At 71.6% G+C, this 21,435-nt stretch carries 23 protein-coding genes; 7 read left to right on the top strand and 16 right to left on the bottom strand.

Going from position 1 to position 21,435, the window contains the following annotated elements:
* Nucleotides 1-16 precede the first annotated feature (16 nt).
* From E1284_RS06305 to E1284_RS06285, 5 genes are all read right to left on the bottom strand, one after another.
* The gene (locus E1284_RS06305; RefSeq protein ID WP_131938029.1) at nt 17-1,018 is read right to left on the bottom strand and encodes an NAD-dependent epimerase/dehydratase family protein; all 1,002 of its coding nucleotides are present in this window, start codon (nt 1,016-1,018) and stop codon (nt 17-19) included.
* 48 nt (nt 1,019-1,066) lie between these two features.
* A complete protein-coding gene (locus E1284_RS06300) occupies nt 1,067-1,165 on the bottom strand; it encodes a 30S ribosomal protein bS22 (RefSeq protein WP_018654693.1) in 99 nt (32 codons plus the stop codon).
* Between the two features lie 452 nt (nt 1,166-1,617).
* Nucleotides 1,618-1,821 carry a helix-turn-helix domain-containing protein gene (locus E1284_RS06295; protein ID WP_021591693.1) on the bottom strand — a complete coding sequence of 68 codons (204 nt, stop codon included), beginning with the start codon at nt 1,819-1,821 and terminating at the stop codon, nt 1,618-1,620.
* A gap of 352 nt (nt 1,822-2,173) precedes the next feature.
* The gene (locus tag E1284_RS06290; RefSeq protein WP_131938027.1) at nt 2,174-3,034 is read right to left on the bottom strand and encodes a phosphatase; all 861 of its coding nucleotides are present in this window, start codon (nt 3,032-3,034) and stop codon (nt 2,174-2,176) included.
* An 11-nt stretch (nt 3,035-3,045) separates the two neighbouring features.
* Nucleotides 3,046-4,260 carry an acetoin utilization protein AcuC gene (locus tag E1284_RS06285; protein WP_131938025.1) on the bottom strand — a complete coding sequence of 405 codons (1,215 nt, stop codon included), beginning with the start codon at nt 4,258-4,260 and terminating at the stop codon, nt 3,046-3,048.
* 168 nt (nt 4,261-4,428) lie between these two features.
* Between E1284_RS06285 and E1284_RS06280 the strand changes: the two genes are divergently transcribed.
* On the top strand, nt 4,429-5,412 hold the full coding sequence (locus E1284_RS06280) for an alpha/beta hydrolase (RefSeq protein WP_131938024.1): 984 nt from the start codon (nt 4,429-4,431) through the stop codon (nt 5,410-5,412).
* Here E1284_RS06280 and E1284_RS41220 read toward each other — a convergent pair.
* The 9 genes from E1284_RS41220 to E1284_RS06240 form a co-directional block, all read right to left on the bottom strand.
* Entirely contained in the window at nt 5,409-5,561 is a 153-nt protein-coding gene (locus tag E1284_RS41220; RefSeq protein ID WP_165965143.1) for a hypothetical protein, read from the bottom strand. The genes E1284_RS06280 and E1284_RS41220 overlap by 4 nt on opposite strands.
* A gap of 83 nt (nt 5,562-5,644) precedes the next feature.
* A complete protein-coding gene (locus tag E1284_RS06275) occupies nt 5,645-6,079 on the bottom strand; it encodes a hypothetical protein (RefSeq protein ID WP_207923593.1) in 435 nt (144 codons plus the stop codon).
* An 85-nt stretch (nt 6,080-6,164) separates the two neighbouring features.
* Nucleotides 6,165-6,959 carry a pyrroline-5-carboxylate reductase gene (gene proC, locus E1284_RS06270; protein WP_131938023.1) on the bottom strand — a complete coding sequence of 265 codons (795 nt, stop codon included), beginning with the start codon at nt 6,957-6,959 and terminating at the stop codon, nt 6,165-6,167.
* Between the two features lie 54 nt (nt 6,960-7,013).
* Complete coding sequence (locus tag E1284_RS06265; protein ID WP_131938022.1) at nt 7,014-7,934, bottom strand: proline dehydrogenase family protein; 921 nt, start codon at nt 7,932-7,934, stop codon at nt 7,014-7,016.
* 56 nt (nt 7,935-7,990) lie between these two features.
* Nucleotides 7,991-9,163, bottom strand: a complete 1,173-nt coding sequence (locus E1284_RS06260; protein ID WP_131938021.1) for an LCP family protein — start codon at nt 9,161-9,163, stop codon at nt 7,991-7,993.
* A gap of 120 nt (nt 9,164-9,283) precedes the next feature.
* Nucleotides 9,284-10,018, bottom strand: coding sequence for an ABC transporter permease (locus E1284_RS06255; protein ID WP_131938020.1), 735 nt, complete (start codon nt 10,016-10,018; stop codon nt 9,284-9,286).
* The gene (locus tag E1284_RS06250) at nt 10,015-10,764 is read right to left on the bottom strand and encodes an ABC transporter ATP-binding protein (RefSeq protein WP_207923592.1); all 750 of its coding nucleotides are present in this window, start codon (nt 10,762-10,764) and stop codon (nt 10,015-10,017) included. The genes E1284_RS06255 and E1284_RS06250 overlap by 4 nt, the downstream gene beginning before the upstream one ends.
* 123 nt (nt 10,765-10,887) lie before the next feature.
* Entirely contained in the window at nt 10,888-11,472 is a 585-nt protein-coding gene (locus E1284_RS06245) for a TetR/AcrR family transcriptional regulator (RefSeq protein WP_131938019.1), read from the bottom strand.
* Nucleotides 11,469-12,353, bottom strand: a complete 885-nt coding sequence (locus E1284_RS06240; protein ID WP_131938018.1) for a sugar phosphate isomerase/epimerase family protein — start codon at nt 12,351-12,353, stop codon at nt 11,469-11,471. Before E1284_RS06240 ends, E1284_RS06245 begins: the two co-directional genes overlap by 4 nt.
* A gap of 141 nt (nt 12,354-12,494) precedes the next feature.
* On the opposite strand from E1284_RS06240, the gene E1284_RS06235 reads away from it, so the two are divergent.
* The 4 genes from E1284_RS06235 (at nt 12,495) to disA (ending at nt 16,936) form a co-directional block, all read left to right on the top strand.
* Nucleotides 12,495-13,193: a class I SAM-dependent methyltransferase gene (locus E1284_RS06235; RefSeq protein ID WP_131938016.1), complete on the top strand. Its 699-nt coding sequence runs from the start codon at nt 12,495-12,497 to the stop codon at nt 13,191-13,193.
* Nucleotides 13,194-13,229: 36 nt separating this feature from the next.
* On the top strand, nt 13,230-14,288 hold the full coding sequence (locus tag E1284_RS06230) for an alpha/beta fold hydrolase (RefSeq protein WP_131938014.1): 1,059 nt from the start codon (nt 13,230-13,232) through the stop codon (nt 14,286-14,288).
* Between the two features lie 30 nt (nt 14,289-14,318).
* On the top strand, nt 14,319-15,740 hold the full coding sequence (gene radA / locus E1284_RS06225; protein WP_131938012.1) for a DNA repair protein RadA: 1,422 nt from the start codon (nt 14,319-14,321) through the stop codon (nt 15,738-15,740).
* Between the two features lie 113 nt (nt 15,741-15,853).
* Nucleotides 15,854-16,936, top strand: coding sequence for a DNA integrity scanning diadenylate cyclase DisA (gene disA, locus E1284_RS06220; protein ID WP_131938010.1), 1,083 nt, complete (start codon nt 15,854-15,856; stop codon nt 16,934-16,936).
* Nucleotides 16,937-17,092: 156 nt separating this feature from the next.
* Here the strand turns inward: disA and E1284_RS06215 are convergent, their stop codons facing one another.
* Complete coding sequence (locus tag E1284_RS06215) at nt 17,093-17,668, bottom strand: hypothetical protein (protein ID WP_243714288.1); 576 nt, start codon at nt 17,666-17,668, stop codon at nt 17,093-17,095.
* 108 nt (nt 17,669-17,776) lie between these two features.
* Here E1284_RS06215 and E1284_RS06210 point away from each other — a divergent pair, with 108 nt between their 5' ends.
* The gene (locus E1284_RS06210) at nt 17,777-18,655 is read left to right on the top strand and encodes an HhH-GPD family protein (protein WP_131938055.1); all 879 of its coding nucleotides are present in this window, start codon (nt 17,777-17,779) and stop codon (nt 18,653-18,655) included.
* A gap of 94 nt (nt 18,656-18,749) precedes the next feature.
* Here the strand turns inward: E1284_RS06210 and E1284_RS06205 are convergent, their stop codons facing one another.
* The gene (locus tag E1284_RS06205; protein WP_131938008.1) at nt 18,750-19,871 is read right to left on the bottom strand and encodes an NADAR family protein; all 1,122 of its coding nucleotides are present in this window, start codon (nt 19,869-19,871) and stop codon (nt 18,750-18,752) included.
* 287 nt (nt 19,872-20,158) lie between these two features.
* Here E1284_RS06205 and add point away from each other — a divergent pair, with 287 nt between their 5' ends.
* On the top strand, nt 20,159-21,133 hold the full coding sequence (gene add, locus E1284_RS06200; protein WP_131938006.1) for an adenosine deaminase: 975 nt from the start codon (nt 20,159-20,161) through the stop codon (nt 21,131-21,133).
* Nucleotides 21,134-21,435: the final 302 nt, after the last annotated feature.

The following is a 21,435-nucleotide window of genomic DNA, read 5'->3' as shown; positions in this document are numbered from 1 at the left end:
TCCGGTGCGTCCGATGTCAGGTGCGTCCGAGCAGGTTCGTCAGCCGTCCGTGGCCGTGCCCGAGCCCCTGGGCGGCGGCGAAGTCGGCGAAGGCCGCCTCGGAGCCGTACTTCGGGCGCCACGCGAGCTCGTGCTCCAGCGCGGTGGTGTCGATGACCCGGCCGTACGTCAGCCAGCGCAGCAGCTCCGGCGAGAACCCGGACAGGCCCGCGAAGCGGCGCCCCATGTCGCCGAGCACCGAGATGGACGGCGCCGGGACGGGCACGTACGGCCGTCCGGCGCGCCGCAGCGCCTGGGAGAGCAGCAGCACGCCGTCCCCGGCGACGTTGTAGCAGCCGGGGTGGTCCTCGGTGGTCATGCGGCGCAGCACCTCGACGCCGTCGTCCTCGTGGACGAACTGGAGCCGCGGGTCGAAGCCCAGCACGGTCGGGACGACCGGCAGGTGCAGGTACCGGGTGAGCGGGGAGTCGACGCCGGGGCCGATGAAGTTCGCGAACCGCAGCACCGACACGGCCAGGTCGGAGCGCCGCCGCATCAGCCCGCGGACGTAGCCCTCGACCTCGACGGCGTCCTTGGCGTAGCCGGTCTTCGGCGGCTCGACCGGTTCGTCCCGCTCGGTGAAGACCGCCGGGTCCATCGGCGAGGACCCGTACACGGCGGCCGAGGACCGCACGACGAGCTTGCGCATGTCGGGCGAGCGCTGGCACGCCGCCAGCAGCTGCATCGTGCCGATGACGTTGAGCTCTTTGGCCTTCGCCCGCGAGCCGGACGAGGAGGTCACCAGGTTGAGGTGCACCACCGTGTCCACCCCGGCCGACGCGATGATCTTCGCGATGCCGGGCGTGCGGATGTCGACGCGGACGAACTCGGTGCGGCCGAGTGACTCGGTGGGCGGCACCGTGTCCACGCCGATGACCCGCTCGATGCCCGGGTCTGCTTGCAGGGTGTTCGCGACCCGCGCCCCCAGGAAACGGGAGACGCCCGTGACGAGGACGACACGGGCCGCGGCGGCGGGCATGGAGGACACTGTGCGCCCCACCCCTTCACGGCTGAGTTGCCGGCGTGATCACTTCTTGTTGCGGCGCTGGATGCGCGTCTTCTTCAGCAGCTTGCGGTGCTTCTTCTTGGCCATCCTCTTGCGACGCTTCTTGATGACAGAGCCCACGGGACCTCGCTCGGCGTATCGGGTGGTGTGCAGGAGAGGAACGTGCCGCGGGCGAGCATGGTGAGCATGGCTCGGTGAGCGCGCACGGTCCGCCGCCCAAGACTACCGCCGAACGGATGGGGATCATGCCGCGCCCCTCGCCCCGGCATGGCGGCGTCCGGCACCGCGCGTCGCGCGGCGCCGGGCACCGTTCCGGCGGGGCGGGCGCTGTCGCCGGCCTTCCGGCCGGCCGCCCGTCCCGCTCGGTGTCCGGACCGAATCGCCGGATCGGGGCGGGCGGAGGCGGTGCCCCCGTTCCCCCGACGCCGGCTCCGGCGGCCGCGGGGCCGCCGGCCGGTCCTCGTCCTGCATCCCCAGCTTCGGGGCGGTCCCAGGGGATCGCCCCGACGCCCCCTGCACGGCCGGGTGACGAGTGTCCGGCGGGGTCATGGCTCATGCCCCGCCCTTACCCGCTATCCGGCTTCGATGTACGCGTCGCGCAGGTAGTCGTGAACGGCCTGCTCGGGAACCCGGAACGAGCGGCCCACGCGGATCGCGGGAAGCTCGCCCGAGTGGACGAGGCGGTAGACGGTCATCTTGGACACCCGCATCACCGCCGCCACTTCGGCCACGGTCAGGAACCTGACCTCGCTCAGAGGTCGCTCGCCTGAGGTCATCGGACGCCCTCTTCCACACGTGCCGCGCACCGGCCCTTCGGGTGACTTTGATCACGCACGTGTACTTCCTCCAGCGTAAATCGCGCATCGGCAGTCGCAAGAGGGGAGTTGCGCCCATTTCCGTCCCCCGACCTGACTCGCGGGTTACAGTGCTGATCCCGTACGCAGCGTGGACGGGACGGCACTGGACGTGTCGAAACGAACGGTTGTCAACCACAATCCCGCGTTGACCTGCGGTTCCGCTGTTCCCCATCGCTCAGCGCAAGCCCATCCGTCCCATACGGCAGTCTCGTCACAGTCGGTGACAGCCCGGACGTGCCCCGGACGGCTCCGGCGCGCGGCTACGGGCAGGTCAGCCGGACGGCGCCAGCCCCGCGCGATCAAGGATGTAGGCGGTCAGCGGCGCGTAGTGGTGCGCGGAGATGCCGTCGTCGAGCGGTACGACCACCTCGATCTTGCCTTCGGCGGCGCCGGCGAACAGCGCCGGGTCGTTACAGTCCGCGAACCCCACGGTGTCGATGCCCGCCTGACCGGCGGCTCCGGCCCAGCCGTGATCGGCGATGGCCAGATCCGGCCAGATATCAGGTTTAGCTTCCGAAGACCGCTCGGAGACGCTATCGGCCAGCTCCCGGAGCATGGCCTCCATCGGGTGCGGATCGTGCGTGTGGTGCGTCCGCCCGTCCTCGCCCTCCAGCATCGCGACACCGGGCTCGGCGTAGACGAGGCGGCGCAGGTCCGAGCCGCCGTAGCCGGTCTCGATCTCGTACGTCCAGCCGCCGGCGGGGGTCAGCACCCGGCAGCCCGCACCCTCCAGCGCCCGCGCGACCCCCTGGTACAGCGGCGTCAGCGTCGCCGGATGCCCCGTCGCGACGACCACGTCCTCCCGGCGGCGGGCCGCGAGGCCGATGCGGTCGCCCATCGCCTCCAGCGTGGCGATCGTGATGTCGGGGTCGATGGTGTCGTCCCCGTAGATGTGCCCGGGGTCGGGGCTGACGCCGCAGCGCTCGACCATCATCTCCAGGACGGTCCGCTCCGTCCACGACGGCTTCAGTTCCAGGCCGAACTGGTAGTACGGGTGCCCGGCGGCCATCCGGCGGTAGTGCAGCAGGTTGTTCTGGCGCGGCGTCGCCACGTCCCCGGCGATCATCGTCCGGACGAGGTGGGCGCGCAGTTCGTCGCGCGTCGGAGCCGGTTTTCCGGGTGCGGTGCTCATTCCTGCGGGCCTCACTCGTCCGTCATCGGGTCGAGGCCGTGCTCGGGGAAGACCGCCCGCCGCGTCGCCAGGATCGCCTGGTCGACGGGGTTCGCCGGGTCGTAGCCGTCCCCCCACCTGCCGTACTCCACCACGTCGGTCCCATCGGTCATCCGGCGCGGGGCGATCTCCCCCGTCCGCCGCCGGACGAAGTCGCGCCACTCTTCCGGCGTCGGCGTGTCCGGCGGGATCGGCCCGCCGGCCGCCTCGGCCAGCAGATGCGTCCACGCCCGCGGCACGACCTGGACGAGCTCGTAGCCGCCGCCCCCGGTCAGCACCCACCGGCCGCCCGCGGTCTCGTGCGCCAGCCGGTGCAGCAGCCCGTAGGCCGTGCGCTGCCCGTCCACGCTGAGGATGAGGTGCGCGAGCGGGTCGAGCGCGTGCCCGTCCGCGCCCTGCTGGGTGACGAGGACGTCGGGCCGGAACCGGCGCAGCAGCGGCGGGATGATCGCGTCGAACGCGCGCAGCCACGGCCGGTCGCCGGTGCCCGGCGGCAGCGAGATGTTGACGGACGTGCCCTCGGCGCCCGTCTCGTCCGGGAAGCCGGTGCCCGGGAACAGCGTGCGGGGCGTCTCGTGCAGGCTGATCGTGAGGACGCGCGGGTCGTCGTAGAAGGCGGCCTGGACGCCGTCGCCGTGGTGGACGTCGATGTCGACGTACGCGACGCGCTCGGCGCCGTTCTCCAGCAGCCAGGCGATCGCGATCGCCGGGTCGTTGTAGACGCAGAACCCGCTGGCGGCGCCGCTCAGCGCGTGGTGCAGGCCGCCGGAGACGTTCGCGGCGTGCTCCGCCCGTCCCGTCCACACGGCCTCGGCCGCGGCCACGGACGCGCCCGCGACCAGCGCGGACGCCTCGTGCATGCCGAGGAAGATCGGGTTGTCGGTGGTGCCGAGGCCGTGCCGCAGGTCCGGCAGCCCGGTCGCGCCGGCCTGCTTGACGGCCGCGATGTAGGACTCCTCGTGGACGAGCCGCAGCAGCTTGTCGCCCGCCGCCGCGAACTCCGAGACCCGCACACCCGGCCGGTCCAGGACGCCGAGCCCGCGGGCCAGCGCCATCGTCAGCTCGACGCGCACGGGGTTCATGGGGTGCCCGGAGCCGAAGTCGTAGGAGATGAGCCGCTCGTCCCAGAAGACCTCGAGCCCGCAGGCGCCGGGTTCGGCGGATGCGGACGAATCGGAACTGCTCATGGCCTCACGGTATCGCGAGGGTCACATGACCTGGATCACGCGGGCCCGGTCACGCGACTGGATCACGCGCCGGGGCGCCGCCGGAACCCATTGCGAGACTGTGACGTGAATTACCCGCCAAAAGCGGGCATACCGATCACACGACACCTAAATACCAAAGGGGGGTACATGGACAGCCCGAGCGTTCGCAGCCGTGCGATCAGCAGCGCTCTGCGGCTGGGCGTCCGGCCTCTCCTGCACTACCTCCCCGGACACGCCACCGGGATACGGACCGCACGCTCCACGGTGGACGCCGCGTCGGTACTGATGCGGCCCTGCTCGGGTGTGCGGATCGAGGGGCTGAACGAGCCGCCGGCGGACGGCGGCGACGACCGCCCGGTCAAGGGCGAGTGGCTCATCCCCCGGGACGCGCGCGAGGGGGAGGCCGACGGCGCCGTGCTCTACCTGCACGGCGGCGGTTACGTGGCCTGCTCGCCGCGCACCCACCGGCCGATCACCTCGCGGCTCGCGCACGACACGGGCCTGCCCGTCCTCGCGCCCCGGTACCGGCTGGCGCCCGAGCACCTGTTCCCGGCGCCGCTGGAGGACGCCGTCACCGCCTACCGGTGGCTGCTCGCGCGGGGCGTCCCCGCGTCCGGCATCGTGATCGCGGGCGACTCGGCCGGCGGCCACCTCGCCGCCATGCTCGCCGGGGAGATCTGCCGGCTGGACCTGCCGAACCCCGCCGGGCTGGCCCTGTTCTCCCCGTGGGTCGACCTGACCTGCGAGCTCTCCAGCCAGGCGCAGGACGGCGCCCGCGACCCCTACATCAGCGCCGCCTCGGCGCGCCGGGTCGCCCGCCTGGTGGTGGGGCCGGCCGGATTCGACGACCCGCGGCTGGCCCTGCTCACCTGCGCCTGGACCGACCCGCCGCCCGTCCTCATCCAGGTCGGCGGCGCCGAGGTCCTGCGCACCGAGGCCGAGGCGTTCGCGGACGCCCTGCGCAGCGCCGGCGGGGACTGCGAGTTCCAGGTCTGGGACGGCCAGATGCACGTCTTCCACATCCTGAACCGCGTCCTGCCGGAGGCCGGCGAGGCGATGCAGGACGCGGCCCGCTTCATCTGCACGGTCACGCACCACACCTCCCCCGGCCGCCGCCGCAGGGCCGCCTAGCGCCGGTGCGACCGCCGCGGCAGCAGGGCGTCCAGCAGGGCGGCGGCGTGGTCGGCCATGAACCGCGGCACCCGCAGTCTGATCAGCATCCTGTGCACGCCGGACGCCGGGAACGTCATCTCGCCGGGTCGCTCGCGCCGCTCGTCCATCCAGATCCCCCGATTCCATGATCATCTGGATGGTAACGGGGGCGGCCCGGCGTCCGCGGCCAAAATGATCTTACGAAATGAGGTCAGAAGCGCCCGGCGGGTTCGCGCTCGGACACCTCGTCCTGCTCGCGGCGCCCCCGGCCCGCGACGAAGAACCCGACGAGCGCGGCCAGCGCGGCGCCGCCCTCCCCGACCAGGCTGATCGTCTTGTCGAGGTACCAGACGGGCTCGTGCATGTCGGGCAGCGGCCCGAGCGCCCCGAGGTCGACGTAGTAGTAGAGGACGACGGCGCCGGCCGCGCTCGCCGCGACGAGGAACGCCAGCGCGTGCGCCCAGCGCGACCCGTAGGTCAGGACGATGACGGCGACGACGGCCGCGACCGCCGCCTGGATCCGGAAGAGCAGGTCGCCCCCGATGGCCCCGCCCTCGACGAAGGCCATGTCGGGCGCGAACATCCAGTGCACGACGGCGTCGGCCGCCAGCCCGGCGGCGACGATCAGGCGGAGTACGAGTCCCATACCCCTAACACGAGCGCACCCCCATGGGCGGCTCAATGTTCAAAGGTGAACTTTCTAGGAGAAAGCCGGCCCGGTGCCGGGCCGCTCAGCCGCTCGCGAGTTCGCGGCCGCGGTTGCGGGCGGCTTCGATGGCCTCCAGGACGGCGGCGCGGACGCCGTGCCGCTCCAGTTCGCGGATCGCGGAGATCGTCGTGCCGCCCGGCGAGGTGACCGCCTCGCGCAGCAGCACCGGGTGCTCGCCGGAGTCGCGGAGCATGATCGCCGCGCCGACGGCCGACTGGACGACCATCTCCAGCGCGGCGGCGCGCGGCATGCCGAGCAGGATGCCCGCGTCCACCATCGCCTCGACCAGGTAGTAGAAGTACGCGGGGCCGCTGCCGGACAGGGCCGTCGCGCCGTCCTGCAGCGACTCGGGGAGGCGCAGCACCTTGCCGACCGGGGACAGCAGCTCCTCGGCCAGCTTCAGGTGCTCCTCCGCCGCGTGCGAGCCGGGCGAGATCACGCTCATCGCCTGGTCGACGTGCACGGGCGTGTTCGACATGACGCGGACGACGGGGACGCCCTCCGGCAGCCGCGTCTCGATGAACCCGGTCGTGATGCCCGCCGCCATCGAGATCACCAGCCGGCCGGGCGGGACGTGCGCGCCGATCTCGTCCAGCAGGGCGCCCATGTCCTGCGGCTTGACCGCGAGGATCAGCGTCTCGGCCTTCGCCGCCGCCTCGGCGTTCGGCACGATCGCGACGCCGTACCGCTCGCGCAGCAGCGCGCCGCGCTCCTCCCGGCGCGCGGTCGCCATCAGCTCGGACGGGCGGCGGCCGGCCCGGAGCACCCCGGACAGCAGCGCCTCGCCCATCTTCCCGGCACCCAGAATCGCGATCATCGGCATACCTTGACGTGGGGATTCAACGACTGATCCACCCTATAGCGGCGGCGTTCAGGACCGTCCGGCGAGGGAGCGCACGAAGAAGCGGAGGTTCGCCGGACGCTCCGCCATGCGGCGCATGAAGTACTGGTACCACTCGCGCCCGTACGCGACGTACACGCGGACCTGCGCTCCCTGCGCGGCCAGATGGCGCTGCTCCTGCGGACGGACCCCGTAGAGCATCTGGTACTCGAACGTGTCGGCGTCACGCTCGTGCAGGACGGACAGCGCTCCGGCGATGTCGATGAGCCGCGGGTCGTGCGTGGCGAGCATCGGATAGCCCTTGCCCGCCATCAGCACCTTCATACAGCGGACGTAGGACCTGTCGACCTCGTCCCTATCGGTGAAGGCGACCGCCACCGGTGCCGCATAGGCGCCCTTGCACAGCCTTACGCGCGACCCCTCGTAGGCGAGATCCGCGCAGTACTCCTCGGCTCGACGCAGGTACGCCTGGATGACCGCGCCCACGTCCGGGAAGTCGCGCCGCAGTTCGTTGACGATCCGCAGGTTCGCGTCGACGGCGGTGTACTCCTCCGTGTCGAGGGTCACCGTCGTCCCGGCGGAGCGGGCCGCCGCGCACACGCGCTTCGCGTTCTCCAAGGCGAGGTCTTCGTCGAAGGTCTGCCCGACGGCGGAGAGCTTCAGCGACACCTCGGCACGGGCACCGAGCCCCGCGGCGCCCAGCCGTTCCAGCAGCTCGACATAGTGCGCGACGTTCGCCTCGGCGCGGTCCTTGTCGTCGGTGTCCTCGCCGAGGACGTCCAGGGTGACGAGCAGGCCCTCGCCGGTCAGCCGCCCGGTGACGCTCGCCGCGTCCTCGACCGTCTCACCGGCGATGAAGCGCCGGACGACGTCGCCGCTGAACGGCGCGGTCTCCACGATCCTGCGCGCGCCGCCACTGCGCGACGCGACCAGCAACGCCTGACGAAGCACTGTTGCGCACCCCCCGGGTCTCTCCGTCCCAGGTTAAGCCTCCGCCGCCCCGGCGATCACGAGACGGCGCCGAGGCTGTTGCCGGCTCCGTGCTGTTGCACGTACTGGGCCATCTGCGCGGTCTTGACGGCGCTGAAGAGCTGCTTGCCCTTCGTCCAGTCAACGAAGACCACGCTCTGCTTGCCGCGCATGCCGGTGCCCTTGTGCGGCAGCGTCATGAACACCACGTCCGACGCCCGGACGCTCCGCATGCTCAGCGCCAGCGACCGCAGGTCGCCCGACGACACCTCCTCGTCCACGCTGATCGACTTGGTGAGCGCCGACAGGAACCGGTCGAGCTTCAGCGGGTTGGTGACCGTGCCGCGGTCCGCGGCCTGCTTGGCGAGGGCGCCGAGGAACGCCTGCTGCCGCTTGATCCGGTCGAAGTCGCCGTTCGGCAGGTTGTAGCGCTGCCGGACGAACAGCAGCGCCTCCTCGCCGTTCAGCTTCTGCCTGCCCGCGGCCCACTCCTTCTTGCGGGCCGGGTCGTACACGCTCTGCTTGATGTTGACGGTGACGCCGCCGAGCGCGTCCGTCATCGACTTGAACCCCTCGAAGTCGATCGCGCCGTAGTGGTCGATGCGGACTCCGGTGATGCTCTCCATCGTCTCGATCAGCAGCTTCGGACCGCCGTAGGAGAACGCCGCGTTGATCTTCTGCTTGCCGTAGCCGGGGACCGGGACCCACGAGTCGCGCGGGAAGGAGACGATGTACGCCTTCTTCCGGTCCGCCGGCAGGTGCAGCAGCATGATCGTGTCGGTGCGCTGCCGGCCCGGCTTCCAGACGTCGCCGCCCTCGCCGGTCGTCGGCGACTCGGCACGCGAGTCCGACCCGACGAGCAGCCAGTTCTCGGTGCCCTCGACGTTCGGGCCCGGCCGGTTGGCCTGGTCGGTCGGCAGCGCGCCCTTGATGCGGTCGATGTTGCCGTTGTAGGACGACTGGCGCTGCCACAGCAGCCCGCCGATCCCGGCCACGAGCAGCGCGACGAACACCCCGATGGCGATCAGGACCCGCGGCCAGCGCCGCTTGCGCTTGCGCTCGGTACCGTCGGCCGACGCCCAGAAGGCATCGCCGGCCTCGCCCGTGGGGGCGTCTGCGGAGCCCTCGCCGGCCTGGGCCGCCGCCGGTACCTGCGGCCCTTGGTCGGCCCGCTGCGGCGGCCGCGGTCCGGGTTGCTCTGGCGCGGTCATGGCGCAGAAGCTACCAGCAGGATCGCCCCGGGATAGCCCACTTCACCCCACCTGTCCGATTAACACGGAACACCCCGGCACAGGTAAACCAGACCGCTCTTCAAGCGTCGTCCCCCGGGGTCACACAGTGCGGCGGCGGAGGGTCACGGCGCCGAGGACGAGCGCCACGACCGTGAACGCCGCGATGACGGCCACGTCCAGGGTCAGGGTGCCGGTGAAGTCGGGGCGGGCGCTGATCTCCTGCATGCCCTCGACCGCGTACGACAGGGGCAGGACGTCCGAGACCGCGGTCAGCCAGGACGCCATGTCGTCGCGCGGGATGACCAGCCCGCACAGCAGCGTCTGCGGCAGGACGAACGCGGGCATGAACTGGACGGCCTGGAACTCGGTCCGCGCGAAGGCGCTGGCGAACAGGCCGAGCGACATGCCGAGCAGCGCGTCCAGCAGGGACACGAGGACCAGCGACGCCAGCGAGCCGTTCAGGTCCAGGCCGAGCCAGGTCAGCGAGATCACCAGCACGACGCCGACCTGCACCAGCGCGATCAGCCCGAACGCGAGCGCGTAGCCGAGCAGCAGGTCGAGCTTGCCGAGCGGCATGGTCATCAGCCGTTCGAGGGTGCCGCTCGTCCGCTCGCGCAGGGTCGCGACGCTCGCCACGACGAACATGACGGTGAAGGGGAACAGGCCGAGCAGCATCGGCCCGATGCGGTCGAACATCATCGGCTGGTCGAACACGTAGCGCAGCAGGACCATCAGCAGCGCCGGCACGCCGATCAGCAGCGCGAGCGTCCGGTGGTCGTGCTTGAGCTGCGCGAGGATGCGCCGCATCGTGGCGAAGGTGACGGCGGCGCTCATGCCGGGCTCCCGGACGTCTCGGTGATCAGATGCAGGAACGCCCCTTCGAGATCGGGCGCGCCGGTGCGGGCGCGCAGCCCGTCCGGGGTCCCGTCGGCGAGGACGACGCCCTCGCGCATCAGCAGGAGGCGGTCGGTGCGGCCGGCCTCGTCCATGACGTGGCTCGACACGATGAGGGTGGCGCCGCGGTCGGCCAGTTCGCGGAACAGCTCCCACAGCTCCTGCCGCAGCACCGGATCGAGGCCGACGGTCGGCTCGTCCAGGACGATCAGCTCGGGCGCGCCGAGCAGCGCGACGGCCAGGTTGGTGCGGCTGAGCTGCCCGCCGGACAGCGTCGCCGCGGTCTGGTCGCGGCTCGCGCCGAGCCCGACCTCGTCGATGACGCGGTCGACGTCCGAGCGCGGCGCCCGCAGCACGGACGCGAAGTAGCGCAGGTTCTCGGCGACGGTCAGGTCGGCGTACACCGCCGGCGACTGCGTCGCGTACCCGACGCGGTGCCGCAGCCCGGCGGACCCGGCGGGCGCGCCGAGCACGGTCACCGTGCCGCTCTTCACGATCTGGACGCCGACGAGCGCCCTGATCAGCGTGGTCTTCCCGCAGCCGCTCGGGCCGAGCAGGCCCACGATGGAGCCGCGCGGGACGCCGAAGGTGAGCCCGTGCAGGACCTCCCGGCCGCCGCGCACGACCCGCAGGTCGCGGACGCTCACGGCCGGCTCGGCTCCGCTCGCCGGACTAGAACTCATCATGTGTTGAATTTATGCGGACACGAGGGCCCGGTCAAGGGGTTCGCATGCGAAAGCCGGGGACGGGCGGCGGCCGGAAGAGGGCGTGCTGTGCGGGTCCGGCCGGGGCGGGTCCGGCCGGGCGGGTCAGGAGGTCAGGTAGCGCTGGATCGTCGGGGCCACCAGCTCGACCAGCTCCTCCTCCGACGCGGAGGCCATCGGCTCGATGCGCAGCACGTGGCGCAGGATCATCAGGCCGATCATCTGCCCGGCGGCCGCCTGGATGCCGAGCGGCGGCGCCTCGGTCGCCTGCTTGGCGCGGCCGAACAGGGCGACCGTGACGAACTCGCGCAGCAGCGCCGCCGCCCGCTCGTTCGTCATCGCCGAACGCAGCATCGCGAGCATCGGCGCGCGGCGGTCCTCGTCCGCCCACACGTCCAGGAACGCCCGGACGATCGCCTCGCCTCGGCGCTCGCGGGGGGACGCCATGATGCGCGGCACCAGAACGGACGGGTCCACCGGGAAGCGCATCGCCTCGATGAACACGCCCTCCTTGTTGCCGAAGAAGTGGTGGACGAGGGCGGGGTCGACCCCGGCGGCGCGGGCGATGGCGCGCAGCGAGGCGCCGTCGTAGCCCTTCTCGGCGAACAGGCCGCGCGCCTCGGTGAGGATCTTCTCGCGGGTCTCGGTCGGGCCGGGCCGGCGGCCCCTGGGCGCAGCGGCGTCGGTCACCGGACGCCCCGGCGGGTGACCTCCCCGGCCGGCGTGACCTCCCAGGTGTGGTCGGCGGCGGCCAGGTGCAGGCGGGCGAACGCCAGGGCCTCGGCGAGGTCCTCCATCCGCTCGACGCGGCTGGACGCGCGCCGCGTGTTCACCTCCAGGACGATGTGCCCCCGGAAGCCGCCCTCGGCGAGGTTCTCCAGCATCGTCCCGCACGGCTGGTTGCCCCGGCCGGGGACGAGGTGCTCGTCCTTGTTCGTGATGCCCACGCCGTCGGCGAGGTGGATGTGCCGCAGGCGGTCGCCCAGGCTGCCCGCCATGTCGATGGGGTCGGACCCGGAGACGGCCGTGTGGGACAGGTCGAGGGTGACGTACGGGTAGTCCTGGTCGACCGGGTTCCAGTCGGGGAGGTACATGCCCGCCTCGGCACCGCGCGCCTTGAGCGGGAACATGTTCTCCACCGCGAACAGGACGTCGGTCTCGTCCTGCATGCGGGCGAGGCCCTCGACGAACTCCTTCGCGTAGTCGCGCTGCCAGCGGAACGGCGGGTGGACGACGATGACCTCCGCGCCCAGTTCCTCCGCGACGTCCTTGGAGCGGATGAGCTTGCCCCAGGGCTCGCGTCCCCACACCCGCTGGGTGAGCAGCAGGCAGGGCGCGTGGATCGACTTGATCGGCACCTGGTGGTAGTCGGACAGCCGGCGCAGGACGTTCAGGTCCTGCGAGGAGGCGTCCGTGGAGACCATGACCTCGATGCCGTCGTAGCCCAGCAGCGCGGCGATCTCGAACGCGCTCGGTACCTTCTCCGGGTAGACCGACGCGGTGGAGAGCGTGATCGGCGCGTCCGGTACACGGAGAGCCGGTGTACTGACGCCGTTGTGCTGCGGGGTCAAGGCTTCCTCGCCAGGAATGATCGCTCGACGATGGTCATCAAGGTTCGCACGGTAAAGCCTATGCGGCGGCGGCCGTGATGAAACAACCGCCCGGCGTGATCCTGATTGCTCTGCCCCCGGAGCCGACTACGCTCGGTCGCCGTGGCCGATATCGCGCCGGGCGCCGTGCCGAGCCCCAACATCTGGAACTCCCCGCAGGTCTACGAGCTGGAGAACCGCGCCGTCGACCCCGACGGGGTGCTGGCCGCCGCGATGCGCGCCATCCGCCCGTGGACGGGCTCCGACGTCCTGGACGTCGGCTGCGGCACCGGCTTCCACCTGCCGTTCTTCGCCGCCGACGCCGGCCGGGTGATCGGCGTCGAGCCGCACGCGGGCCTCGCCTCGGCCGCCGCGCGCCGCACCCGGGACCTGCCCAACGTCACCGTCCGTGTCGGCGCCGCCCAGGCGCTGCCGCTGCCGGACGCCTCGGTCGACGTCGTCCACGCCCGGTGGGCCTACTTCTTCGGGCCCGGCTGCGAACCGGGCCTGCGCGAGCTGGAGCGGGTCGTCCGGCGCGGCGGGGCGATCTTCATCATCGACAACGACGCGACCCGCTCCACGTTCGGCCGCTGGTTCCGGCGCAGCCTGCCGACATACGACCCCGGGGCCGTCGAGCGGTTCTGGACGCGGCGCGGCTTCTCCCGCGACCCCCTGACGATCCGGTGGTCGTTCGAGAGCCGCGACGACCTCGCCGCCGTTCTGCACATCGAGTTCCCGCCCGGTCTCGCGGACGCCTGCCTGCGCGAGCACACCGGCCTGGAGGTGGACTATGCCGTCAATTTGTGGTGGCGTTGCCCCTGAGTTACTGACTGGTCGGGTCACACGGGAGGTACCGCCATGGGCCGTGTCACTGCTGGAAGAGCGTTCGGCGGCGTTCTCGCCGCCACCGCCGTCGGCGCGGCCGGCGCCGGAGCCGGGCTCGTCGCCCAGCGCCGCGCCGTGCGCCGCCTCCAGCTGCGGCCCGACCCGTTCGCCGGCGAGCCTTTCGGGTCGCTGCGCGGCCGTCCCGTCCCCGTCCGCGCCGACGACGGCACCCGCCTGTACGCCGAGATCGACGGCGAGGACCGCACCGACCTCGCCGTCGTGTTCTCGCACGGCTGGACGCTCACCCAGGACTCCTGGCACTTCCAGCGCAAGGCCCTGCGCGGCCTCGGCCGGCTCGTCTTCTGGGACCAGCGCGGCCACGGCCGCTCCGACGGCGGCGCCCGCGACGGCTACGCCGTCCCCCGCCTCGCCGCCGACCTCGGCGCCGTCATCGAGGCGACCGTCCCCGCCGACACGCCCGTCGTCCTCGTCGGCCACTCCATGGGCGGCATGACGATCATGCGGTACTGCGACGAGAACCCCGACCTGGTCGGCCGCAAGATCCTCGCGACCGGGCTGCTGTGCACCTCGTCCGGCGGCCTCGGCGAGGTCACCCTCGGCATGCCCGCCCTGCTCGCGCGCACCACCCACCGCGTCCTGCCCCGCGCGCTCGCCGCGCTCGGCGCCGGCTCCGGCGCCGTCGAGCGGGTCCGCCACCTCGGCCGCGACGCCGCCGCCCTCATCGAGGACCTCGTCGCCTTCGGCCCCGACGCCAGCCCCGCCGCCGTCGCCTTCGCCGAGCAGATGATGACCGACACCCGCATGGACGCGTTCGTCGACTACTTCCGCTCGATGATCACGACCGGCGTCATCAGCGACTGCGCCTCCCTCGCCGCCGCCGACACCCTCGTCCTCGGCGCCGAGAACGACCTCCTCACCCCGGTCGAGCACAGCCTCAAGATCGCCTCCTGCGTGCCGTCCGGCCGCCTGGAGGTCATCCCGACCGCCGGCCACATGGCCATGCTCGAACGCCCCGGCACGGTCTCCGACCACCTCGGCGACCTGATCGAACGCGCCCGCAAGGACATCTGACTGTCGGTGCGGGGCTCTAGGCTGCCGCGCATGGCGAAGGCTAAGACGGCGAAGGCCGCCTATCGGTGCTCGGAGTGCGGCTGGCAGACCTCCAAATGGGTGGGGCGCTGCGGCGAGTGCCAGACCTGGGGGACCGTCACCGAGGCGGCGTCCGCCACGCCGGCGCGGGTCGTGTCGGCCGGGCCGGTCAGCGCGCCGGCGCGGCCGATCGGGCAGGTGGACGTCCGGTCCGCGCAGACGCGGCCCACGGGCCTGGACGAGCTCGACCGGGTGCTCGGCGGCGGCATCGTGCCCGGCGCCGTCCTGCTGCTGGCGGGCGAGCCGGGCATCGGGAAGTCGACGCTGCTGCTGGAGGTCGCCGCGCTCGCCTCGACCCCGTCCGAAGGCGGCGCGAAGAACGTCCTCTATGTGACGGGCGAGGAGTCGGCCGAGCAGGTGCGGCTGCGCGCCGACCGGGTCGGGGCGATCACCGACCACCTGTACCTGGCCGCCGAGACCGAACTCTCGGCGGTTCTGGGGCATATCGACTCCGTGGAGCCGTCGCTGCTCGTCGTCGACTCCATCCAGACGATCGGAACGTCCGAGGTGGACGGCGCGCCCGGCGGCGTCACGCAGATCCGCGAGGTCGCCGCCAACCTGATCAGGGTCGCGAAGGAGCGCGGCATCACCGTCGTGCTCGTCGGCCACGTCACCAAGGAGGGCGCGATCGCCGGGCCGCGGCTCCTGGAGCACCTGGTCGACGTCGTCCTGTACTTCGAGGGCGACCGGCACTCCCGGCTCCGCATGATCCGCGCGGTGAAGAACCGCTACGGGCCGACCGACGAACTGGGCTGCTTCGACCTGTCCGAGGTCGGCATCGTCGGGCTGCCCGACCCGAGCGGCCTGTTCCTCACCCGCCGCGAGGAGCCCGTCCCGGGGACGTGCGTGACGGTCACGCTGGAAGGGCGGCGGCCCCTGGTCGCGGAGGTGCAGTCGCTCGTCGCGAAGTCGCATCTGCCGGCGCCGCGGCGGGCGACGTCCGGGCTCGACACGTCCCGGGTCGCGATGGTCCTCGCCGTCCTCGCGCAGCGCTGCAAGATCTCCATGCACGAGCAGGACGTGTACGTCTCGACCGTCGGCGGCGTGCGGCTCAGCGAAACGTCCGTCGACCTGGCGCTGGCCCTCGCCGTCGCCGGCTCCACGGTCGAGCAGGCGCTGTCCAACAGCCTGATCGCGCTCGGCGAGGTCGGTCTCGCCGGGGAGGTCCGCATCGTGCCCGGCGTCCAGCGGCGGCTCGCCGAGGCGACCCGGCTCGGCTTCAAGTACGCCGTCGTCCCGCGCGGCTCCCTCGAACTCGCCGACGGATCACCGCTCAAGCGCGCCGACCCGCAGCTCACCAGCTACGAAGGCATGAAGGTGATGGAGGTCGACAGCCTGCAGCAGGCCCTCCAGGTCGCGTTTACGGCGCACTGACACGGGTCACGCCAGAGTATTACTCCACACAACCGACGCTTGCGACCTGGGGAGGAACCAGGGCGCGGCCCTCCTCGGTAAACTGGCGCCGTCCAGCGACCTCCGGGGGTCAGGTGCCATCACACGACAAGGGTCATGACGAACGACGCCGCGCCACATTGGCCGCGGTTGCCCCGGGCACCCAGATCCGCGACGGACTCGAACGGATCCTGCGGGGCCACACCGGCGGCCTGATCGTCCTCGGCTACGACAAACCAGTCGAGGAACTCTGCACGGGCGGCTTCGAGCTCGATGTCGAGTTCTCCGCGACCCGGCTGCGCGAACTCGCCAAGATGGACGGCGCGATCGTCCTCGACGACAGCCACACCCGCATCGTCCGCGCGGCCGTCCACCTCGTGCCCGACTCGACCATCCCCACCGAGGAGTCGGGGACGCGCCACCGCACCGCGGAACGCGTCGCCCGCCAGACCGGCCTGCCGGTCATCTCGGTCAGCCAGTCGATGCACATCATCGCGCTCTACCTGGACGGCATCCGCTACGTCCTCGAGGACTCGGCGGCCATCCTGTCCAAGGCGAACCAGGCCCTGGCGACGCTCGAACGCTACAAACTCCGCCTGGACGAGGTGTCCGGCACGCTCTCGGCCCTCGAGATCGAGGACCTCGTCACCGTCCGCGACGTCAGCGCCGTCGTCCAGCGCCTCGAAATGGTGCGGCGCATCGCCGACGAGATCGAGGGCTACGTCGTCGAACTCGGGACCGACGGCCGCCTGCTCTCCCTCCAACTCGACGAGCTGGTCTCCGGCGTCGACGCCGACCGTGAGCTGATCGTCCGCGACTACCCGTCCGACGACACCCGCGCCCGCGGCGTCGCCGCCATCCTGTCGTCCCTCGACACGCTCTCCGCCAACGAGCTCCTCGACCTGTCCACGGTCGCCGAGGTGATGGGCTTCGCCGGGCCCGACGCCCTCGACCTGCCCGTCAGCCCGAAGGGCTTCCGCCTGCTCGCGAAGGTCCCCCGGCTGCCCGGCATGGTGGTCGAGCGCCTCGTCGAACACTTCGGCGGCCTGCAGAAACTCCTCGCCGCCAGCATCGACGACCTGCAAGCGGTGGGCGGCGTCGGCGAATCCCGAGCCCGCAGCGTCCGCGAGGGCCTCTCCCGCCTGGCCGAATCCTCGATCCTCGAACGCTACGTCTGACCCCCGGCCCACCGCACGGCTCGGGACCAGCACGGCTCGGGATCGACACGGCTCGGGGCCAGCACGGCTCAGGATCAGCACGGCTCAGGATCAGCACGGCTCAGGATCAGCACGGCTCAGGATCAGCGCGGTTTGTGGCCGACCCGGTGGCTCCCATTAGCGGAGGCGGAAGATGTGTTCCTTCGTCTTCATGCCCTTCAGGTCGGCCACGTAGGTGCCGGGGCGGGCCCTGGTCTTGCCCTTGCAGCCTCTGGTGCGGTCCCAGGTGACGGTGTCGACGTACGGGATGCCACGTCGGAGCGTCTCCTTCGGGGCGTTGCCGTGACGGCATTCGTCGGACGACCAGATGCGGTCGGAACCCGAGGTGATCCGGACGTCCAGCGAACCCGTGTCGAACGTGCACTTGCCCTTGCCCGTGTTGACGACCGTGACCCGGAACTCCGGCCGCTCGGAACCGGTGTAGGTGGTGTCGGCGGCCGACATGTTGACGACGAGGTCCTTGGCGTCGCAGGGGCCGCCGTCGTCCGCCGGCTCCGGCTCGGGCGTGGTCGTGGTGGTGACCGTGACGGTCGGCATCGCGGTGGGCGGGGGCGGCGGGCTCGCGCTCTCGGCCGCCTTCGCGTTCCGGACCGGCTCGCCCTCGCCCGTCCCGGTGCACGCCCAGGCCAGCAGGCCGACGGCACCGAGCGCGCCGGCCAGGGCCAGCGCGCGGCGCCGCCAGTACTGGTCCACCCCAGAACCGCCGGAGTCACGTCCAGTATTCGGCCACATACGGTCAGTATGCAGTCAGCGGACCGGGAACTGGGGACGACCCGCCGCGTGCCACAATGGCGGCGCGCCATGAACCTGAACTCCGTCTACACCGCTCCGATCCTCGACTGGTACGAGGCCAACGCCCGGGATCTCCCGTGGCGGGCGCCGGACGCGACGCCGTGGGGCGTCCTCGTCAGCGAGATCATGCTCCAGCAGACGCCCGTCTCCCGCGTCCTGCCCGTCTGGGACGCCTGGATGACGCGCTGGCCGACTCCCGCCGCACTGGCCGCCGAACCGTCCGGCGAGGCCGTCCGGGCGTGGGGGCGGCTCGGCTACCCGCGGCGGGCGCTGCGGCTGCACGAGAGCGCCCGCGCGATCACCGAACGGCACGGCGGCGAGGTCCCGTCGTCGCATGGGGAACTGCTGGCGCTGCCCGGCATCGGCTCCTACACGGCCGCGGCCGTGGCCAGTTTCGCGTTCCGGCAGCGGCATGCGGTGCTCGACACGAACGTCCGGCGAGTCCTGGCCCGGCTGATGTCCGGTGTCGAGTACCCGCCGAAATCGCAGACGAAGGCGGAGGTGGCGCTCGCGGAGAGCCTCCTGCCGGTCGATCCGCCGACGGCCGCGCGCTGGGCCGTCGCCGTGATGGAGCTGGGCGCGCTGGTCTGCACCGCCCGCACGCCCCGCTGCGTCGACTGCCCGGTGCTCGGCACATGCGCCTGGCAACTCGCCGGACGCCCCGCCTACGACGGGCCGCCGCGCCGGGGCCAGACGTACGCGGGCACCGACCGCCAGTGCCGTGGCCGCATCCTCGCCGTTCTGCGGGACGCTGAAGGACCGGTCGAAAAGCCGACCCTCGATGTCGTCTGGTCGGACGCCGTCCAGCGCGAACGCGCCCTCGACGCCCTCATCGCCGACGGTCTCGTCGACCCCTTGGACGACGGCCGCTACGCCCTTCCCGCCTGACCAGGGCGGCACCAGCCGCACCATGCCGGCGGCGATATCAGTGCGGACGCAGAGGTTGCGGCCTCAATTCTCTGCCATGCCGTGCAGCGGCAACTCACGGGAAGGGGAGGCCGGATCTCTGGGCGTGGAGTTCGGAGCGGATCAGTTCGAGGAGTCGGCCGATCCAGTTGCGTCCCGTTCCGCCATGGATGACCCAGTGGTCGGAATCCATCCCGCTGTAGGCGATCGGTGCGTCACCCGTGCCGAGAAGCATTTCCGCCAGTTCGGGGTGCTGCGTGAATTTCGCACGGAGCAGGCCGGCCATCACGGCCGTCCGCACGTGCGGCCAGTCCTGGACGCGGGGTGCCTCCGCGGCGGACTCCTGGGCCTCGACGGGCCGCTCGGCCGCACGGATTCGCTCCCTGACCTCGGGATCGTCGGTGGCCAAGGCCCAGTAGGCATGCACGACGGACGGGTAGACAAGGCCGCCAACATCGATCGGGGACGGGTAATCGTTCTGCAGGACGTGGATTCCCACATCTTCGGGAAATCCCTTCGGAAATATGCGTCCGCCGAGGCGTATCGTTCCTTTCGGAGGTTCTTTCGGGTCGTCCGCCGGGCGCCTGGAAGCGTAATCGGCGCGGACGCGGTCACGTTCGGCAAAGTATTCTAGTGCCCATTCTCGCATGGCCTCCGTGATCTCGTCGTCGTCGAACCATCCGCCGACCGGACGCTCTCCGATATCGGTGCACAGGTAGACGAGAGGCCGGTCTTTATTGTCCATATCGCCGAGCGAGTAATGCCGCCTGTGCTGCGGAATTTCGAGGTACGATTCGCGCAGCGCCAGCCTGTCGGCCTCGTCCCGCGACTCCAGGTAGCGGTCCAGGGCCGCCAGGCAGCGGTCCGTGGAGTCGGGGCGGCCGTTCAGCTTCTCGATGTCGTCGGCCACCTCCCCCAGGAGCATCTCCGGCGTGAGGCCGAACATCGGCTCCGCGGCCTTCCAGCGCCCCAGCTCGAACGCGCTGATCTCAGCGCCCTCGGGCACTTCCGTCACCACCCAGCCGGACTCGAGCTTCTCGCGCAGGCCGTCCAGGTCGACCCAGTCCCAGCAGTTGATCGCACCGTCCGCGAACACCAGAAGGTCCGTCAAGTGGTACGAGAGGTTGTGGATGAAGACGGGACGCGCGATGCCTTCGATGCGCTGCCCATCCTCGATGCGCTGGATGCGGTTGGACACGTTGACTCCTCTTGGACTGCCGGCCGATCGACCGGGCACCGGGGACCGGCGGCGAGCCGCGCAGCCGATTGGTAGATCAGGACGAACGCCGCAGTGGCCTCGATGCCCGCAGCCCAGTTCAGGGCGGCGATCGTGCCGGTGGAGGCAATCGGCGGCGGGCCGCGCAGCCGGTCTTTGATCATTTCGGCGATCCGGACGCGGGTACGGTTCCAGGCGTTCCCTCTGCCCTGCCGCTCAGCGCGAATAATGGTTGGGCGGCGCAGCCGGGACGGCCGTAGCGTACGGGCGTGCGCGACCTGCTGAGCCTGCCCAAAGCCCATCTGCACGTCCATCTGGAGAGCACCGTCCGGTGGGCCACGCTGCGGGAGATCAGCGCGGCCAACCGTGTGGAGGTACCGGCCCATGCGGGCACGTTCGGCGACTTCGCCTCCTTCTTCGCGCGGAACGACCTCGTCCGGGCCTGCCTGCGGCGCCCCGCCGACTTCCGCCGCATCGCCTACGAGTTCTGCGCGGACGAATCCGCCCAAGGCGTCCGCTACGCCGAGGTGTCGTTCACGGCCGCCGGGCACGGTGAGCGGCTCGGCGACCTCGGCATGCCCCTCCAAGCCGTCCTGGAAGGCCTGGAGGCCGGACAGGACGCGTTCGGGATCGAGTGCCGCCTCATCCTCGACCACTCCCGGCGCCGTTCCGTCGAACGCGCCTGGCGGACGCTCGACCTCGCCCGCCGCCACGAGCGCGTGATCGCCGTCGGGCTCGCGGGCGATGAGGCCCATCCCGGCGACCCGTTCACCGAGGTGTTCGCCGCCGCCCGCGACGCCGGGCTGCACGTCGTCCACCACGCGGGCGAAGGCGAGGGGCCCGCCAGCATCCGGCAGGCCCTCGGCCCCGGGCGCGCCGAGCGCCTCGGCCACGGCATCCGCATCCTGGACGACCCCGATCTTGTGGCGGAGGTCCGGGAACGCGGGATTCCGCTCGAAGTGTGCCCGTCGTCCAACGTCGCGCTGGGCTTCGCCCCGTCCTTGGACGCCCATCCCCTCCCCGTCCTCCGCGAGGAGGGCCTGCTCGTCACCCTCAACACCGACATCCCTGCGCTGATCAACACGTCGCTGACCACCGAGTACGCCAACGTGCGCGACACCTTCGGCTACGACGACCGCACCCTCGCCGAACTGGCCGGCGACACCGTGACCGCCTCTTTCGCCCCACCCGAGACGAAGACCCGCCTCCATTCCGAGATCGCCACCTGGCTGAACTCCGCCTGATCTCCCCTTGATGCCCCGCTCCATGGCTCTGTGCTGAGGCCGTTCGGCATAGTGACGGCGTCGCCGGCGCGTGCTCGCGGGCGGCAGACGGCCGTGCCGAGGAGGCCCCAGGCGCATCGGCCTGTTCAGCATCGCGGGAACGGCCCGGTTGGACGATCTGGTCACCCAGTCCGGCTTACCCGGGACACCGGACTCGACAGCGTCTTCTTCGGCCGCACCGTGACGGCGAACCACGACTTGAGCCAGCGGCGGGTCGCGACCACGGGCGCGACTGTGGACCACGTCTTGATCGTGGCCGTGCT

This window comes from Actinomadura bangladeshensis, assembly GCF_004348335.1.
Lineage (GTDB): Bacteria > Actinomycetota > Actinomycetes > Streptosporangiales > Streptosporangiaceae > Spirillospora > Spirillospora bangladeshensis.
Note: the sequence above shows the minus strand (reverse complement) of the source record. Positions and strands in the feature narration are given on the sequence as shown.